Raw genomic sequence first — 15613 nt, 5'->3', positions numbered from 1 at the left:
CACCTCAACATCATGGGCCTGCACAGCCCCCAGTCCGCGATCACCTCGGCGATCATCTTCAACGCCCTGGTCATCATCGGCCTGATCCCGCTCGCCCTGCGCGGCGTCAAGTACCGCCCGTCCGACGCCAGCAGCCTGCTGCGCCGCAACATCGGGATCTACGGCTTCGGCGGTCTGGTGGTGCCGTTCGTCGGCATCAAACTGATCGACCTGATCGTCCAGTTCATCCCCGGCCTCAGCTGAGAAAGGAGTCCACCGCAATGTCCAAGCCCCTGCCCGCCGCCGTGCGGACACACTTCACGGCCCTGCGAGTACTCCTCGTGCTGACCGTGATCCTCGGTGTCGCATACCCGCTGCTCGTCACCGGGATCTCCCAGGTCGCCTTCAGCGACAAGGCCAACGGCTCGATAGTTAAGGCCGACGGCAAGGAGATCGGGTCCAGCCTGATCGGCCAGAACTTCAACCTGGCCAAGACCAACCCGGACGATCCGAAGGAGGAGGCCCAGCCGGACCCGAAGTGGTTCCAGCCCCGGCCCTCCGCCGCCGGGACCGGCTACGACCCGTCCTCGTCCAGTGCCTCCAACCTCGGCCCGAACAGCGACGACCTGCTCAAGGCCGTCAACGACCGCCGCACCGCCGTCGCCGCGTTCGACGGCGTCGACCCGGCGAGCGTGCCCGCCGACGCGCTGACCGCCTCCGGCTCCGGCCTCGACCCGCACATCTCGGTGGCCTACGCCAAGGAGCAGGTCAACCGGGTCGCCAAGGAGCGCAACCTGCCGGTGGAGACGGTCGCCAAGCTGGTCGACCAGTACACCGAGGGCCGTTCCGCCGGCTTCCTCGGCGACGAGGGCGTCAACGTCGTCCTCCTCAACAAGGCCATCGGCGAGCAGAAGTGACCGAGCAGTGACGTCCCACCACATACGTGGATGACCGGGCCGGGCCCGGGGGGGGGGGGGGGCCCCCCCCCCCCCCCCCCCCCCCCCCCCCCAAACCCCCCCCCCCCCCCCCCCCCCCACCCCCCCCCCCCCCCCCCGCCGCGCCGGCGCCCCCCGGGCGGCGGCCCCCCCCCCCCCCCCCCCCCCCGGGGCCCGGCCACCCCCGTATCCGCACGCGCACGCACCACCCGGCTGTCACCTCCCGATGATGGAAAGAGCAGTGCCCATGGCCCGCGACCTCACCCCCGGCTCCGGCATCCGCCGCGGCCGGCTGAGGGTGTACCTCGGTTCCGCCCCGGGGGTCGGCAAGACCTACCGGATGCTGGACGAGGCCCGGCGCAGACAGGAGCGCGGGGCCGATGTCGTGGTCGGGTACATCGAGTGCCACGGCCGCCGCCACACCGAGGCCATGCTCAGCGGCCTGGAGGTCCTGCCCCGCGTCCACCGCTCCTACCGCGACGCCGAGTTCGAGGAGATGGACCTCGACGCGGTGCTCGCCCGCCGCCCGGCCGTCATCCTGGTGGACGAGCTGGCGCACACCAACATCCCCGGCGGCCGCAACGCCAAGCGCTGGCAGGACGTCGAGGAACTGCTCGCCGCCGGGATCGACGTCATCACCACCGTCAACGTCCAGCACCTGGAATCGCTGAACGACGTCGTCCAGAAGATCACCGGCATCCCCCAGCGCGAGACCGTCCCGGACGAGGTGGTCCGTCGGGCCGACCAGCTCGAACTCGTCGACATGGCCCCGCAGGCGCTGCGTCGACGCATGGCCCATGGCAACGTCTACAAGGCGGAGAAGGTGGACGCCGCGCTCTCCAACTACTTCCGGGTCGGCAACCTCGCCGCCCTGCGCGAACTCGCCCTGCTCTGGGTGGCCGGGCGGGTGGACGAGGGGCTGCGCGACTACCGGGCCAGCCACAAGATCGACCGGGTCTGGGAGACCCGTGAGCGGGTCGTGGTCGCCCTCACCGGCGGCCCCGAGGGCGAGACCCTGGTCAGACGGGCCGCCCGGATCGCCGTCGCCGCCGGCGGCGAGCTGCTGGCCGTCCACGTGACCAGGAGCGACGGTCTGGCCGGCGCCTCCTCCGCCGCGCTCGCCCAGCAGCGGCAGCTGGTCGAGTCCCTCGGCGGCAGCTACCACGTCGTCGTGGGCGACGACATCCCCACCGCGCTGCTCGCCTTCGCCCGCGCCCACGACGCCACCCAGCTGGTGCTCGGCACCAGCCGCCGCGGCCGGATCAACCGTTTCCTCACCGGCCCCGGCACCGGGCAGACCACCGTGGACGCCTCCGAGGACATCGACGTCCACATGGTCACCCACGAGTTCACCGGCCGCGGCCGGCTGCCCTCGCTCGGCCGCCGCCACTCCAGGCGCCGCACCGTCGCCGGCTACCTGGCCGGCTTCGTGCTGCCCTGGCTGCTCACCGCCGTGCTCTCCCAGGCGCACGACACCATCAACCTCACCACCGACGCGCTGATCTTCCAGCTCGGCGTGGTCATCGTGGCGCTGCTCGGCGGCGCCATGTCCGCCCTGCTGGCCGCCTTCATCGCCTCGGTGCTGCTGAACTACTACTTCATCCCGCCGATCCACAGCCTGACCATCGGCGAGACCAACAACATCGTCGCCCTGGTGGTCTTCGCCGCCATCGCGCTCGCCGTCTCCACCGTGGTCGACCACGCCGGCCGGCTCACCAGCCGGGCCGCCCGCGCCACCGCCGAGGCCGAGACCCTCTCCACCCTGGCCGGCAGCGTGCTGCGCGGCGCCGACGCGCTGCCCGCCCTGCTGGAGAAGTCCCGTACGGCCTTCGGCATGCAGACCGTCGCGCTGCTCTCCCGCTCCGACGGCGAGGTGCTCGCCCACTGCGAGGCCGAGCACCCGGACGACGCCGAGGGGCGGAGCGAGACCACCGAGGTCCCGGTCGGCGCCGACGCCGTTCTGGTGCTCACCGGCCGCCGGCTGCCCGCCGCCGACCAGCGGGTGCTCACCGCCTTCGCCGCCCACGTCGCCGCCGCGCTGGAGCGCGACCGGCTGGCCGTGGTCGCCGCCGAGGTCGAGCCGATCAAGGCCGCCGACCGGATGCGCACCGCCCTGCTCGCCGCCGTCAGCCACGACCTGCGCACCCCGCTCGCCGCCGCCCGCGCCTCGGTCGGCTCGCTGCGCAGCCCGGACGTCGAGTTCTCGTCCGAGGACCAGGCCGAACTCCTCGCCACCGCCGACGAGTCGCTGGTCAAGCTCACCCGCCTGGTCGACAACCTGCTCGACATGAGCCGCCTCCAGGCCGGCGCGCTCACCCTGCACCTCACCGAGACCCACCTGGACGAGATCCTGCCCAGAGCGCTCGACAGCCTCCCCGACCCGTACGCGCCGATCCAGCCCCTGGACCTGGACACCGCCCCGCCGGTGCTCGCCGACCCGCCGCTGCTGGAACGCGTCCTCGCCAACGTGATCACCAACGCGCTGCGCCACAACGCCCCCGGAGCGCCCGTCCTGGTCACCTCCAGCCACCACGCCGACCAGGTCGAGATCCGGGTGATCGACCGCGGTCCGGGCATCGCCCCCGAGGACCGCGACCGGGTCTTCCTGCCCTTCCAACGCCTCGGCGACACCGACAACACCACCGGCGTCGGCCTCGGCCTCGCCCTCTCCCGCGGCCTCGCCGAGGCGATGGGCGGCAGCCTGGAGGTCGAGGACACCCCCGGGGGAGGCACCACCATGCTGCTCACCCTGCCCGCCGCCACCGAGCCAGCCGCCCTCGGGGAGGAGCCACCGCATCATGAGTGAACGAAGTGAGCGAACCATCGACAGGTACGAGGTCCTGATCGTCGACGACGAACCGGCCCTGCTGCGCACCCTGCGGATCAACCTCAGCGCCCGGCAGTACGCCGTGCGCACCGCCGCCAGCGGCGGCGAGGCGCTCGACCGGGCCGCGCACTCCGCCCCGGACGCCGTCCTGCTCGACCTCGGACTGCCCGACGTCGACGGCATGGACGTGCTGCGCGGACTGCGCACCCGCAGCGCGGTGCCGATCATCGTGCTCTCCGGCCGGACCGACGCCGCCGACAAGATCGGCGCCCTGGACGCGGGCGCCGACGACTACCTCACCAAGCCGTTCCTGATGGACGAACTGCTGGCCCGGCTGCGCGCGGTGCTGCGCCGGCCGTTAGGCGGGGTGCCGCCGGCCCGGCCGGTGATCGGCGACCACACCGTCGACCTCGCGGCCACCACGGTGACCGGCCCGGGCGGCCCGGTGCGGCTCACCCCGACCGAGTGGCGCATCCTCAGCCTGCTGCTCGCCAACCCCGGCCGGCTGGTGCCCGGGCGGCAGATCCTGCGCGAGGTGTGGGGCCCGGCCCAGGAGGCGCGCGGCAACTACCTGCGGGTGTACCTCGCCGGGCTGCGCCGCAAGTTGGAGCGCGATCCGGCCCGCCCGCGGCATCTGATCACCGAGCCGGGGATCGGGTACCGCTACGTGCCCTAGGAGTCGGACGGGCCACCGCGTCAAAGCGCCGTCAAGAGCGGCTCGGCGGGCGACAGGAGGGCGTCAAGGCCGGTCGGCGGCGGTGTTCCGTGGGCGTAGCGTCAGTGCTGGAACGAGCGGGCCATGCTCCATGTGGGGAAGCCTGGGCCGCTCAAGCCGCCGCCGACGGCGGCCAGTAGGTGGGGGAGGGGCGCGCGACGCACGTCGCGCGCCCCCTTTTTCCGGCAGGCTGTTCCCCCGACAGGGGCCTCAGCAGTCCGCGCCGTCGGACTGCCGGGGCAGCGCCAGCGCCACGGTGTCCGCGAACTCCCGTACCGCGCTGGTCCGGCTGACCACCCGGCCGCTGTGCACCACCAGCCGGCTGTGCCCGCCTGTGAGCGCCCCGACCAGGCTGTCCCCGCGTACCGCCAGCAGCTCCGCCGGGAACCCCGCGTCCACCCGGACCGGCGGCAGCCCGAGCGCCACCCGGGCCTGGTTCGCCACCGCGTCGTACGCCTCCTCCGGCTCCAACTCCCCGTTCGCCGCCAACAGATAGGCCGACTCCAGGGGATCGGCCCGGCCGACCGGATTGGACTGGTCCCGCAGCGCGCCGCTGCCCGCCGCCAACGGCACCCGAGCCGCGGCCAACTCCCGTACCAGGCCCGGTCGCAGGCCGCTCGCCCGGCCCTCCAGCCCGGTGCAGCCGCCGTTCTGCGGCAGGCAGACCACCCGCACCCCGCCGGTCGCCAGCACCGTGGAGCCGCCCCGGGCCAGCGCCCCGCACGGGCCGAGCGTCACCCGCGGGCGAAGCGGCGCCAACGCACCCACCAGCCGCGCCAGTTGGGCCGCGTCCGTAGCGGTGGTGTGCAGGTCCACCGGGCAGTCCGCCTCCCGGGCGGCCTCCAGCAACAGCTGCACGTACCCGGCCGGGTCCGGGTCCAGCTCCGGGCAGCCGCCGGCCGCCGTGGCGCCCAGCTTGAGCGCCTCGCGCAGTTGCGCCCGCCCGTCCGCGCCGGCCCGGCCGGTGAGCAGCCGGGGCATCGCCACCGCCTGGAGCTCGGCGAGGCCGCGTAGCGCCTGGCGGGCGGTGAGCACCGCCTCCAGTCGGCGCAGCCCGTGCACGTCGCCGATCCGGACGTGGGTGCGCTGGGCGGTGGCGCCGTAGCCGAGCGAGGTGAGTGCGGCCTCGGTGACCCGGCGGGTGAGGTCGGCGGGGGTGTCCGGCGGCGGGGTGGGCAGGGCGGCGGAGAAGGCGGCGTCGTAGTGGGCGTGCGCCTCGGCGGGGGCCGGGAGCAGCAGGTAGCCCTTGAGGTCGATCCGGGCGCCGGTGGTGACGGTGGGCGTGCCGGGCAGGGCGGGCAGCGGGCCGAGGCTGCCGACGGTGCCGACCGCCTGGATCCGGTCGCCGCTGATCCGGACGTCCACCATTCGTCCGTCGGCCAGTCGGGCGCCGGTGAGCAGGAGGACCGGGCCGTGCCCGAGCGGGTTGGCCGCCGGACCGGGCCCGGAGTGCGGCCCGTCGGCGGCTGGGCTGTCCATCGCCGGCTCCTTCCCGCGTTGGCCAGTGGGGCTCGTGGGGATCGGCCCCGTGGGGTGAGCCCCAGGAGGGATCGGCCGGTGCCCCGATCAATGAGCGTCGAGCCTATGGCGCGTGGGGGCGGGGCGCCGGGAGGCGGGCAATAGTCGTATCGGGTCGGGGCGCACGGCTCGCGGGCCGGTCGAACGCCCGGCCTTGGATCGACCGTCCGTGCACCTCGTCGACCTGCGGTCTTCGCCTCGGGATACGGATTTCACCTCTGGGCGCGGAACGTGTAATCTCTTCCTCGTTCGCCCCTATAGCTCAGTCGGTAGAGCGTCTCCATGGTAAGGAGAAGGTCTGCGGTTCGATTCCGCATGGGGGCTCTGGTGAGAAGCAGTCAGCTCAGGCTGTCCTGTGGATCACTGTGGCGGTGTAGCTCAGTTGGTAGAGCAAGCGGCTCATAATCGCTGTGTCACCGGTTCAAGTCCGGTCACCGCTACCCCGCGTAGTCGGTCGGGAGATCGCACTCCCGGTCGGCTACTCTTGTTGTGTTCTTATTCGTTGTCCAAGGAAGGCACTCCCGTGGCTGCCACCGACGTCCGCCCGAAGATCACGCTGGCCTGCGTGGAGTGCAAGGAGCGGAACTACATCACCAAGAAGAACCGGCGTAATGACCCGGACCGTCTTGAGATGAAGAAGCACTGCCCCCGCTGCAACTCGCACACCGCGCACCGCGAGACCCGCTGACCCTGTCACAGGGCGTCGGGCCTGTGTGAATTCAGGTCTTCTGCTCCGGGCCGCATCCCTCACGGGGTGCGGCCCGGAGCTTTTTCGTATCCACCCGCGTTCCGAGGAGCTGCCATGGCGCTCGACCCCTCCTACATCGGGCGTAGTTACCCGCCCACCGAGCCGTACGAGGTCGGCCGGGAGAAGATCCGCGAGTTCGCGATCGCGATCGGGGACACCAATCCGGCGTACACCGACGCGGAGGCGGCGAAGGCCTTCGGCCACCGGGACGTGATCGCCCCGCCGACCTTCCCGTTCGTGATCACCTACCGTGCGGCCGGCCAGGTGGTCGAGGATCCGGACCTGGGCCTGGACTACAGCCGGGTGGTGCACGGCGACCAGAAGTTCGTCTACACCCGCCCGGTGCAGGCCGGTGACCGGCTGACGGTCGCGATCACCATCGACAACATCAAGTCGCTGGCGGGCAACGACGTGCTCACCGTGCGTGGCGAGGTGGCGGACGAGAGCGGCGAGCACGTGGTGACGTCGATCATGACGCTGGTGGCCCGGGCCGCCGACGAGGCGGGGGAGTGAGCGGCATGGCGATCAACTACGACGAGGTCGAGGTCGGCACCGAGCTGCCGGCGCAGTCCTTCCCGGTGACCCGCGCCACTCTGGTGCAGTACGCGGGCGCCTCCGGCGACTTCAACCCGATCCACTGGAACGAGAAGTTCGCGCTGGAGGTCGGCCTGCCGGACGTCATCGCGCACGGCATGTTCACCATGGCCGAGGCGATCCGGGTGGTCACCGACTGGGTCGGCGACCCGGCCGCGGTGGTCGAGTACGGCGTCCGCTTCGTCCGCCCGGTGCCGGTGCCGAACGACGGCGTGGGCGCGGTGGTCGAGGTCTCCGCCAAGGTCGCCAAGAAGCTGGACGACCGCAAGGTGCAGGTCGACCTGCTGGCCACCACCGGCGGGCAGAAGGTGCTCGGGATGTCCAAGGCGGTCGTCCGGCTCGTCTGAGCGGCGGCCCCTTCGCTGGTCGGGCTGTCGCTGATCGGCCGCCCCGGAGGCCCGTTCGACGGGCTTCCGGGGAAGGCCTTCCCCCGGGAAGCGGCTTCCCGTCGTCCCCGTACGCTGGTGGGCGTGCTGGTAGAAAACGACTCCCCCCTCGCCCCGCTGACCACGCTCCGGCTCGGCGGCCCGGCCCGCCGTCTGGTGACCGCCCACACCGACGACGAGGTGATCGCCGCCGTTCGCGAGGCCGACGCGGCCGGTGAGCCGCTGCTGGTCCTCGGCGGCGGCTCCAACCTGGTGATCGGCGACGCCGGCTTCCCCGGCACGGCGCTGCGGATCGCCACCACCGGCTTCACCCTGGACGGCACCGTGCTGGAGCTGGCGGCCGGCGAGGTGTGGTCGGAGGCGGTCACCCGTGTGGTGCGCGAGCACGGTCTGGCCGGGATCGAGTTCCTGGCCGGCATCCCCGGCTCGGCGGGTGCGACCCCGGTGCAGAACGTCGGCGCGTACGGCCAGGAGGTCGCCCAGACGATCACCGAGGTGGTCGCGTACGACCGCACCGCCGACGAGGTGGTCACCCTGGCGAACGCCGAGTGCGCGTTCTCCTACCGCCACAGCCGCTTCAAGGGCGAGCCGGACCGCTACGTGGTGCTCCGGGTGCGGTTCGCCCTGGCGGACCACGCGGGCCTCTCCACCCCGGTCAAGTACGTCGAGGTGGCCAAGCACTTCGGCGTGGAGCAGGGCGAGCGGGTGCCGCTGGGGGAGGCGTACGAGGCGGTGCTGAAGCTGCGCTCCGGCAAGGGCATGGTGCTGGACCCGGCGGACCACGACACCTGGTCGGCCGGCTCCTTCTTCACCAACCCGGTGCTCACGGCCGCGCAGTACGAGTCGTTCCGCACCCGCCCGGGCGCCGAGAACGCCCCCGCCTACCCGGCCCCGGAGGGCTGCACCAAGACCTCGGCGGCCTGGCTCATCGACAAGGCGGGCTTCGGCAAGGGCTACGGCAGCGGCCCGGCGACCCTCTCCACCAAGCACACCCTGGCGCTGACCAACCGCGGCTCGGCCACCGCCGAGGACCTGCTGGCGCTGGCCCGGGAGATCCGGGACGGGGTCAGGGAGGTCTTCGGGGTGGAGCTCGTGAACGAGCCGGTGATGGTGGGCGTCAAGCTCTAGGCCTGTCCTAGGCCGGGGTCCCCGCGGTCGCACCGGCGGCGGTGTGCCCGTTCACCAGCCAGGCGTCGATGTCCGCCAGCAACTCCTTGCGGACGGCCTCCGGCGCGCACGAGCCGCGCACCGACTGCCGTGCCAGCTCGGCCAGCTCGGCGTCGCTGAAGCCCAGGACGTCCCGGGCCAGGTCGTACTGGGCGGCCAGCCGGCTGCCGAACAGTAGCGGGTCGTCCGCGCCGAGTGCCAGCGGCACTCCGGCGTCGAACAGCCGGCGCAGCGGGACGTCCTCGGGGCGCTCGTAGACGCCGAGCGCGACGTTGGAGGACGGGCAGACCTCGCAGGTGATCTGGCGGTCGGCGAGGCGGGCCATCAGCCGGGGGTCCTCGGCGGCCCGCACGCCGTGGCCGATCCGGCCGGCGCCCAGGTCGTCCAGGCAGTCCCGGACGGACTCCGACCCGGCCAGTTCGCCGCCGTGGGGGGCGGCCAGCAGCCCGCCCTTGCGGGCGATCGCGAAGGCGCGGTCGAAGTCCCGGGCCAGGCCGCGGCGCTCGTCGTTGGAGAGGCCGAAGCCGACCACGCCGTGGTCGGTGTACCGGACGGCGAGCCGGGCCAGCGTCCGGGCGTCCATCGGGGACTTCATCCGGTTGGCCGCAACCAGTACCCGGATGCCCACCCCGGTGGCTTCGGCGGCGTGTTCCACCGCGTCCAGGATCAGCTCCAGCGCGGGGATCAGCCCGCCCAGCCGGGGCGCGTAGGAGGTCGGGTCGACCTGGATCTCCAGCCAGCGGGAGCCGTCCCGCCGCTCGTCCTCCGCAGTCTCCAGGACCAGTCGGCGGATGTCCGACTCGTCCCTGAGCACCGAGCGGGCGGTGTCGTAGAGACGCTGGAAGCGGAACCAACCGCGTTCGTCGGTGGCCCGCAGTCGGGGCGGCTCGCCGGAGCTGAGCGCCTCCGGCAGCCGGACGCCGTGCTTGTCGGCCAGTTCCAGCAGGGTGGCGGGCCGCATCGAGCCGGTGAAGTGCAGGTGCAGGTGGGCCTTCGGGAGGCCCCTGACGTCTCGCGGGTTCAACAGGCGTTCCATTCGCCGATACTGCCGTATGCGGCCCCCAAACGGGAACCGCCCCCTTCCCGTCCCCCGAAGGGGTGAAAGAGGGCGGTGTGCCGGGTGAATCCCGTACGTCGGATTGACGTCCGTACCGGAACCACCTCAGGGCGCGTCTCAGTCGCGGGCCTCGCCGAGCAACTTCTGGATCCGGCTGATGCCCTCGACCAGGTCGTTGTCACCGAGCGCGTAGGAGAACCGCAGGTAGCCGGGGGTGCCGAAGGCCTCGCCGGGGACGGCGGCGACCTCGACCTCGTCCAGGATCAGGCTCGCCAGCTCGCCGGAGGTCTGCGGGCGCTTGCCGCGGATCTCCTTGCCCAGCAGGCCCTTGACCGACGGGTACGCGTAGAACGCGCCCTCCGGCTCGGGGCAGACGACGCCGTCGATCTCGTTGAGCATCTTCACGATGGTCTTGCGACGGCGGTCGAAGGCGGTGCGCATCTCGTGCACGGCCGAGAGGTCGCCCGCGACGGCCGCGATCGCGGCGCGCTGGGCGACGTTGGAGACGTTCGAGGTGGCGTGCGACTGCAGGTTGGTCGCGGCCTTGATCACGTCCTTGGGGGCGATCACCCAGCCCACCCGCCAGCCGGTCATCGCGTAGGTCTTGGCGACACCGTTGACCACGATGCACTTGTCGGCCAGCTCGGGCAGCAGGGCCGGCAGCGAGGTGAACTCCGCGTCGCCGTAGACCAGGTGCTCGTAGATCTCGTCGGTGAGCACCCACAGGCCGTGCTCCAGCGCCCAGCGGCCGATCGCCTCGGCCTCGGCCCGGGTGTACACCGCGCCGGTCGGGTTGGACGGCGAGACGAAGAGCACCACCTTGGTGTTCTCGGTGCGGGCGGCCTCCAGCTGCTCGACCGAGACCTTGTAGCCGGTGGTCTCGTCGGACACGACCTCCACCGGGACACCGCCGGCCAGCTGGATCGACTCCGGGTAGGTGGTCCAGTACGGGGCCGGGACGATGACCTCGTCGCCCGGGTCCAGGATCGCGGCGAAGGCCTCGTAGATCGCCTGCTTGCCGCCGTTGGTGACCAGCACCTGGGAGGCGTCCACCTCGTAGCCGGAGTCGCGCAGCGTCTTCGCGACGATCGCGGCCTTCAGCTCGGGCAGGCCACCCGCCGGGGTGTACCGGTGGTTCTTCGGGTCGCGGCAGGCCTCGACAGCCGCCTCGACGATGTAGTCCGGCGTGGGGAAGTCGGGCTCGCCGGCACCGAAGCCGATCACCGGACGGCCGGCCGCCTTGAGGGCCTTGGCCTTGGCGTCCACGGCGAGGGTCGCGGACTCGGCGATCGCGCCGATCCGGGCGGAGACCCGGCGGTCGGCGGGGCGGATGGACTGGTCGGGCTGCGGGGTGGAAGCGCTCATGCCTGCATCGTCGCAGAACCGGGACGGACCGGGCATCGCGGTTCCAGTATCCGTACGGCTCCGTCCGGATCGCGGCCCCGCCGATCCGCCGGTGCCCGCCACGCCCGGCCGGACATCCGTCGGCTCGATCCCGGTCCCGGAAGAAGAGGTTCGACCAAACACCCCTCGACCACGTACACTCGCTGCTCGACGGCCCACCGAAAAAGACCGGAGCTTTCACCGCCTGTACAGACAGCGGGGGGAGATGCGGTAGGTTGGTCGCCACAAGAGCCGCGAGGCTCTGTAGGGCAATAGCTCAATTGGTAGAGCACCGGTCTCCAAAACCGGCGGTTGGGGGTTCGAGTCCCTCTTGCCCTGCTGCTTGATCCGTACTCAGCCCGTTCGCTCCACAGAGCGAGCGGGCTTGATGCGGAGAGGGCACCGATCAGCACCGCTTAAGCCGACCGCTCGTGCCTCAAACGGGTACGCAGGTGATGTTCGGCCGGACCCGGATTCAGGTGAGGACGAGTGACGGAGACCACGGGCTCCACCGCAACGCCTGAGAGCGGCAACCCCGAGGGGGCCGACGGCGCTGCCGAGACCACGGCTGCCGAGGGCGACAAGAAGTCCGGCAAGAAGAAGTCCGGCAAGCGGGCCAAGAAGGGTCTGTTCGCCCGGATCGGGCTGTTCTATCGCCAGATCATCGCCGAGCTGCGCAAGGTCGTCTGGCCCAGCCGGAACGAGCTCACCAACTACACCACGGTCGTGGTGACCTTCGTCGTGGTCGTGATGGCCTTCGTCGCCGGCCTCGACTACGGCCTCTCCAAGCTGAGCCTCTGGGTGTTCGGCTGATCCGGCCGCCCCACCTGCGAAACCACCTCCCGACCCGGGCCGATTCCTCGGCCCGGGTCGAGCTGTCGGCGGCGGACGTACGCGCGCGTACCGTGGACTCGGTACTGTTGAAGTCTCCGAGGCCTCTCCTGGCGCCCGCGCGAGCGGCCGCGCGCCGGTCCGGTTTCGGAGCGCGCCACCTTCACCATCTCCAGGAAAGAAGCAGCCACCGTGTCTGAGTCCCCCCTGTACGACGCCGACGAGACCGTCCGCGAGGCGGATGTCGCCGCCGAGCTGGACGCGGCCGAGCTGGCTGACGACGCCGAGACCGCCGAGCAGATCGTGGACGCCTCGGACAGCGACGAGGACGAGGTCGAGGCGTACGACGAGGCCGAGGCCGGCGAGCCCGCCGAGGAGGCCGCGCTGCACGTGGAGAGCGACGAGGAGCTCGCCGCCGAGGAGTCCGTCGAGGAAGCGGTCGAGGAAGAAGCCGAGGTCGACCCGGTCGCCAAGTTCCGCGAGGACCTGCGCTTCATGCCGGGCGAGTGGTACGTGATCCACACCTACGCCGGCTACGAGAACCGGGTGAAGCAGAACCTGGAGCAGCGCGCGGTCTCGCTGAACGTCGAGGAGTACATCTTCCAGGCCGAGGTGCCGCAGGAGGAGGTCGTCCAGATCAAGAACGGCGACCGCAAGACCATCCGCCAGAACAAGCTCCCCGGCTACGTCCTGGTGCGCATGGACCTCACCCCCGAGTCCTGGGGCGTCGTGCGCAACACCCCGGGTGTCACCGGCTTCGTCGGCAACGCCTACGACCCGTACCCGCTGACCCTGGACGAGGTCGTCAAGATGCTCGCCCCGGACGTCGAGCGCCAGGCCGCCAAGGAGGCCGGCAAGCCCTCGCCGATCAAGCCCAGCGAGATCCAGGTGCTGGACTTCGAGGTCGGCGACTCGGTCACCGTCACCGACGGCCCGTTCGCGACCCTGCAGGCGACCATCAACGAGATCAACCCCGACTCGAAGAAGGTCAAGGGCCTGGTCGAGATCTTCGGCCGGGAGACCCCGGTCGAGCTCTCCTTCGACCAGATCCAGAAGAACTAGTCACACGGTCTTCGGATCCGGGGCGGGGCCGTGGGCCCTGCCCCGGATCCGTTTTGGTCCAGCGGCGCTGACGCGTTAGCCTGGTCCGATGTGTGTGCTGGCGGCCGGGTGTCGCCCCGGTTCCGCACGCACCAGCAATCACCTCTCGGAAGGACCCGGAGAGACATGCCTCCCAAGAAGAAGAAGGTCACGGGGCTTATCAAGCTCCAGATCAACGCCGGCGCGGCCAACCCGGCGCCGCCGGTCGGCCCCGCGCTGGGCCAGCACGGCGTCAACATCATGGAGTTCTGCAAGGCCTACAACGCTGCGACCGAGTCGCAGCGCGGCATGATCGTGCCGGTGGAGATCACGGTCTACGAGGACCGTTCCTTCACCTTCATCACGAAGACGCCGCCGGCCGCGCGCCTCATCCTGAAGGCCGCCGGAATCGACAAGGGCTCCAGCGAGCCGCACAAGACCAAGGTCGCCAAGCTCACCAGCGCCCAGGTCCGCGAGATCGCCACCACCAAGATGCCCGACCTGAACGCCAACGACCTGGACGCGGCGGAGAAGATCATCGCCGGCACCGCCCGGTCGATGGGCATCACCGTCGAGGGCTGATCGGCCCCCATCCCGCCAGGGATACATCGGCTCAGCCCGTCCCTGTGGTAGGGCCTGCGCAGGCCCGAGACACCACAACTCCATTCACCATTCAGGAGCAGCAGTGAAGCGCAGCAAGGCTCTGAAGGCCGCGGACGCCAAGGTCGACCGCGAGCGCCTTTACGCCCCCCTCGAGGCCGTCCGCCTCGCCAAGGCGACCAGCACCACCAAGTTCGACGGCACCGTTGAGGTCGCCATGCGTCTGGGCGTCGACCCGCGCAAGGCCGACCAGATGGTCCGCAGCACCGTGATCCTCCCGCACGGCACCGGTAAGACCGCTCGGGTCCTGGTCTTCGCGACCGGCGAGCGTGCCGAGGCCGCGCGTGCTGCGGGTGCCGACATCGTCGGTGCCGACGAGCTGATCGACGAGGTCGCGAAGGGCAAGCTGGACTTCGACGCCGTCGTCGCCACCCCGGACCTCATGGGCAAGGTCGGCCGCCTGGGCCGCGTGCTCGGTCCCCGTGGTCTGATGCCGAACCCGAAGACCGGCACCGTGACCCCGGACGTCGCCAAGGCTGTCAACGACATCAAGGGCGGCAAGATCGAGTTCCGCGTCGACAAGCACTCGAACCTGCACTTCATCATCGGTAAGGCCTCCTTCACCGACGAGCAGCTGGTCGAGAACTACGCCGCCGCGCTGGACGAGGTGCTCCGCGCCAAGCCGTCCGCCGCCAAGGGCCGCTACATCAAGAAGACCGCGTTCTCGACCACCATGGGCCCCGGCATCCAGGTGGACCCGAACCGCACCCGCAACCTCCTCGTCGAGGAGGACCCGGCCGCGGTCTGAGCCCCAGCGCTCTAGAGCAGTCCGTACGGCGGGCCCGTACCCCCTTCACCGGGGGTGCGGGCCCGCCGTCGTCGTCGCGGGGGCGAAACGGTTGCCGGATCGGAACACGGGCGGATGGGAACGTTTGCCCGAGCCGTCGTACGCTCTGCCGGTCAGATCATGTGGAGAACCTGTGACCGCAGGAGTGTGCCGTGCCGCCCGCCCTTCGCCCCACCGCGCTCGCGGCGGCCCTGCTGCTCGGCACCGTCACCGGCTGCAGCGTCCTGGCCGCGCCCGGTACCCGCGTCCCCGGTGAGCCGGCGCCGGTCCCGCCCAAGCAGGTGGTGCTCACCGCCGCCCAGGCCCTGGACGACACCGGCGGTGCCCGGATCGACGTGGTGCGGGAGAGCCCGTCCGGCAAGCGCACCGCGAGCGGCACGCTGGCCTGGGGCGACCGGGACGAGGCCGCGCTGACCGTCACCGACGAACTGGGCACCGGGCAGCTGACCCTCCGGGACGGCGCGATCGACCTCGCCTACCAGGGCGGCGCGACCAAGCACGCGGACCGCGCCACCGCCGAGTCGCTCGATCCGGAGGCCGGGACCGACCCGGCCGGCTACGCGGGCGGCTGGACCACCGACCTGGTCACCGACCCGGGCGGCCGGGCGTACGCGATCGCCCAGACCGACCGGCTCGGCTCGCTCGGCGGTGAGCAGCTCGCCGGACTGACCGTCGCGCACTACCAGGGCTCCGCGCCGGTGGCCGACTACTTCGGCGCGGACCGGGAGTTGAGCCCGCAGCGGCTCGCCGTGGTGGTCGACTGGTACCGCCGGCAAGGGGTGACGGAGATCGGCTACGACCTCTGGGTCGGGCCCGGCCAGCGGTTGTTGAGGCTGCGTGAGACGGTCCGGGGGAGTGCCGGAACCACGGTGACCACGACGGATGTCTCAGCCTCCGGAGCGGGGGATACGACGACTGCCGTAGCCGGGTGACGGGAGGGGGATAT

15 protein-coding genes, 3 tRNA genes and 1 pseudogene are annotated in these 15613 nt (G+C 71.6%); 16 read left to right on the top strand and 3 right to left on the bottom strand.

The genetic code is table 11. The features are described from left to right. The 4 genes and pseudogenes from ACH4E7_RS18375 to ACH4E7_RS18360 all read left to right on the top strand — a co-directional run. Positions 1–243 (top strand): annotated as a pseudogene (locus ACH4E7_RS18375) (potassium-transporting ATPase subunit B); the annotation flags it as partial. A gap of 17 nt (positions 244–260) precedes the next feature. Continuing rightward, entirely contained in the window at positions 261–896 is a 636-nt protein-coding gene (gene kdpC / locus ACH4E7_RS18370; RefSeq protein WP_396250056.1) for a potassium-transporting ATPase subunit KdpC, read from the top strand. A 265-nt stretch (positions 897–1161) separates the two neighbouring features. Further along, positions 1162–3720, top strand: a complete 2559-nt coding sequence (locus ACH4E7_RS18365) for an ATP-binding protein (protein ID WP_396250055.1) — start codon at positions 1162–1164, stop codon at positions 3718–3720. Next, positions 3713–4417: a response regulator gene (locus ACH4E7_RS18360; protein ID WP_396250054.1), complete on the top strand. Its 705-nt coding sequence runs from the start codon at positions 3713–3715 to the stop codon at positions 4415–4417. The genes ACH4E7_RS18365 and ACH4E7_RS18360 overlap by 8 nt, the downstream gene beginning before the upstream one ends. 249 nt (positions 4418–4666) lie before the next feature. Here ACH4E7_RS18360 and ACH4E7_RS18355 read toward each other — a convergent pair whose 3' ends face one another. Then, entirely contained in the window at positions 4667–5935 is a 1269-nt protein-coding gene (locus tag ACH4E7_RS18355; protein WP_396250053.1) for a hydrolase, read from the bottom strand. Between the two features lie 290 nt (positions 5936–6225). Between ACH4E7_RS18355 and ACH4E7_RS18350 the strand changes: the two genes are divergently transcribed. The 6 genes from ACH4E7_RS18350 to ACH4E7_RS18325 all read left to right on the top strand — a co-directional run bounded on the left by ACH4E7_RS18350 (position 6226) and on the right by ACH4E7_RS18325 (position 8830). Beyond that, a tRNA-Thr gene (locus ACH4E7_RS18350) sits at positions 6226–6298 on the top strand. Positions 6299–6341: 43 nt separating this feature from the next. Beyond that, a tRNA-Met gene (locus tag ACH4E7_RS18345) sits at positions 6342–6414 on the top strand. 83 nt (positions 6415–6497) lie between these two features. After that, complete coding sequence (rpmG, locus tag ACH4E7_RS18340) at positions 6498–6662, top strand: 50S ribosomal protein L33 (protein WP_006604855.1); 165 nt, start codon at positions 6498–6500, stop codon at positions 6660–6662. 114 nt (positions 6663–6776) lie between these two features. After that, on the top strand, positions 6777–7235 hold the full coding sequence (locus tag ACH4E7_RS18335; protein ID WP_396250052.1) for a MaoC family dehydratase N-terminal domain-containing protein: 459 nt from the start codon (positions 6777–6779) through the stop codon (positions 7233–7235). A gap of 5 nt (positions 7236–7240) precedes the next feature. Next, complete coding sequence (locus ACH4E7_RS18330) at positions 7241–7663, top strand: MaoC family dehydratase (protein WP_396250051.1); 423 nt, start codon at positions 7241–7243, stop codon at positions 7661–7663. A 123-nt stretch (positions 7664–7786) separates the two neighbouring features. Next, positions 7787–8830: a UDP-N-acetylmuramate dehydrogenase gene (locus tag ACH4E7_RS18325; protein WP_396250050.1), complete on the top strand. Its 1044-nt coding sequence runs from the start codon at positions 7787–7789 to the stop codon at positions 8828–8830. A gap of 7 nt (positions 8831–8837) precedes the next feature. Here the strand turns inward: ACH4E7_RS18325 and ACH4E7_RS18320 are convergent, their stop codons facing one another. Both ACH4E7_RS18320 and ACH4E7_RS18315 read right to left on the bottom strand, forming a co-directional pair. Continuing rightward, on the bottom strand, positions 8838–9905 hold the full coding sequence (locus tag ACH4E7_RS18320; RefSeq protein ID WP_396250049.1) for an adenosine deaminase: 1068 nt from the start codon (positions 9903–9905) through the stop codon (positions 8838–8840). 138 nt (positions 9906–10043) lie between these two features. Further along, on the bottom strand, positions 10044–11291 hold the full coding sequence (locus ACH4E7_RS18315; RefSeq protein ID WP_396250048.1) for a pyridoxal phosphate-dependent aminotransferase: 1248 nt from the start codon (positions 11289–11291) through the stop codon (positions 10044–10046). 284 nt (positions 11292–11575) lie between these two features. Between ACH4E7_RS18315 and ACH4E7_RS18310 the strand changes: the two genes are divergently transcribed. The 6 genes from ACH4E7_RS18310 (at position 11576) to ACH4E7_RS18285 (ending at position 15599) form a co-directional block, all read left to right on the top strand. Then, positions 11576–11648 (top strand) — tRNA-Trp (locus ACH4E7_RS18310). A 150-nt stretch (positions 11649–11798) separates the two neighbouring features. After that, entirely contained in the window at positions 11799–12122 is a 324-nt protein-coding gene (gene secE, locus ACH4E7_RS18305) for a preprotein translocase subunit SecE (RefSeq protein ID WP_396250047.1), read from the top strand. Between the two features lie 210 nt (positions 12123–12332). Then, a complete protein-coding gene (nusG, locus tag ACH4E7_RS18300; RefSeq protein ID WP_396250046.1) occupies positions 12333–13202 on the top strand; it encodes a transcription termination/antitermination protein NusG in 870 nt (289 codons plus the stop codon). A 165-nt stretch (positions 13203–13367) separates the two neighbouring features. Beyond that, positions 13368–13802, top strand: a complete 435-nt coding sequence (gene rplK / locus ACH4E7_RS18295; protein WP_207809812.1) for a 50S ribosomal protein L11 — start codon at positions 13368–13370, stop codon at positions 13800–13802. Between the two features lie 103 nt (positions 13803–13905). Beyond that, complete coding sequence (rplA, locus tag ACH4E7_RS18290) at positions 13906–14628, top strand: 50S ribosomal protein L1 (RefSeq protein ID WP_030290441.1); 723 nt, start codon at positions 13906–13908, stop codon at positions 14626–14628. Positions 14629–14819: 191 nt separating this feature from the next. Further along, on the top strand, positions 14820–15599 hold the full coding sequence (locus ACH4E7_RS18285) for a hypothetical protein (protein ID WP_396250045.1): 780 nt from the start codon (positions 14820–14822) through the stop codon (positions 15597–15599). Positions 15600–15613: the final 14 nt, after the last annotated feature.

It is taken from the genome of Kitasatospora sp. NPDC018058 (assembly GCF_044327205.1).
Taxonomy (GTDB): Bacteria; Actinomycetota; Actinomycetes; order Streptomycetales; family Streptomycetaceae; genus Kitasatospora.
Note: the sequence above shows the minus strand (reverse complement) of the source record. Positions and strands in the feature narration are given on the sequence as shown.